Genomic DNA, 1230 nt, shown 5'->3' on the forward strand with positions numbered 1-1230 from the left:
GGGTGCCACCCGTTACCCCCTCGCACAGCCGACGGCCCTGGGCTACGCCTATCGGGGCCCGTCGCACGGCCGATGGCGGCCGGTGCTTCCACTGCGACTGCACCGGCCTTGCACTCGCCGAACTGGACGCCTCCCCAGGCGCCAGGGGAGATCCAGCCCGGGCGGCGCGTCCACTCGAAAACGACCCGGCGTACGCCGAGCCGGGCCGCGGCCTGCTCCGGGCCGAGCGGCGCCTGACGGTCCAGCAGCTCTGCCAGACCCTCCCGGGCGGCGACCTCGTCGACCTGACCGGGGTCGAGGGGAGCTGTACCGGCGGTGGCCGCTGAGGTCGATCAGCAGGCCGAGCACGCTCAGCCGCTCCACCGCGTAGGAGGAAGCCCGCGTCCATCGCCTCCACCGCCGACCGCGACCACGCGAAGCCGTGCACGTCCGGATCCAGGACCATGCCCACGTGCCGCGCGCGTCGCAGCACCGCGTGGCGGGTCCGGCCCGGTTTGAGTCTCCCCCGGGGGGAGGCATCAAGCTGGGGGCATGGACAGCGACGCGCTCTTCTCCATCGGAGATCTATCCCACCGGACCGGCCTGACGGTGAAGACCATCCGGTTCTACTCCGACCAGGGCATCGTCCCGCCGACCGACCGGAGCCCGGCGGGGTACCGGCTCTACGGCCCCGACGCGCTCGCACGCCTGGCCCTCGTCCGCACCCTGCGCGACCTCGGGCTGGACCTCGCGACAGTGCGCCGGGTACTGGACCGGGAGGCGTCCATACCGGAGGTCACGGAAGCGCACGCCAGGGCACTGGACGTGCAGATCCGGAACCTCCGCCTGCGCCGGGCAGTGCTCCGCGCGGTCGCCAGACGCGGCCCCACCACCATGGAGATGGACCTGATGCACCGACTCGCCACGCTCTCCCGGACCGAACAGCACCGGCTGGTGTCCGGCTTCATCGACGAGGCCTTCGAGGGGCTCGACACCAACCCCGAGTTCGTGGCCCTGATGCGGTCCGCCATGCCCGAACTCCCGGACGATCCCACGCCCGAGCAGGTCGAGGCGTGGGTGGAGCTCGCCGGACTCTGCCAGGACACGGACTTCCGTGCCTCGGTCCGCCGCGTCGCACGGGACCAGGCGCAGGAGCCCACCGGGGAGGACGCCGTCGCCGTGCAGGACTCCATCGACCGGGCGATGCGCGAACGCGTCGGCGAAGCCGCAGCCGTCGGTCTCCTGCCGGCC

1 protein-coding gene and 1 pseudogene are annotated in these 1230 nt (G+C 72.8%); both read left to right on the top strand.

Annotated features, from left to right (window positions below):
- Positions 1-326 (top strand): annotated as a pseudogene (locus ABZW32_RS39985) (hypothetical protein); the annotation flags it as partial.
- 205 nt (positions 327-531) lie between these two features.
- On the top strand, positions 532-1230 hold a 699-nt coding region (locus tag ABZW32_RS39990; RefSeq protein ID WP_356225855.1), incomplete at its 3' end, for a MerR family transcriptional regulator.

The sequence above is a fragment of the Streptomyces sp. NPDC004667 genome, assembly GCF_040609475.1.
Taxonomy (GTDB): domain Bacteria; phylum Actinomycetota; class Actinomycetes; order Streptomycetales; family Streptomycetaceae; genus Streptomyces.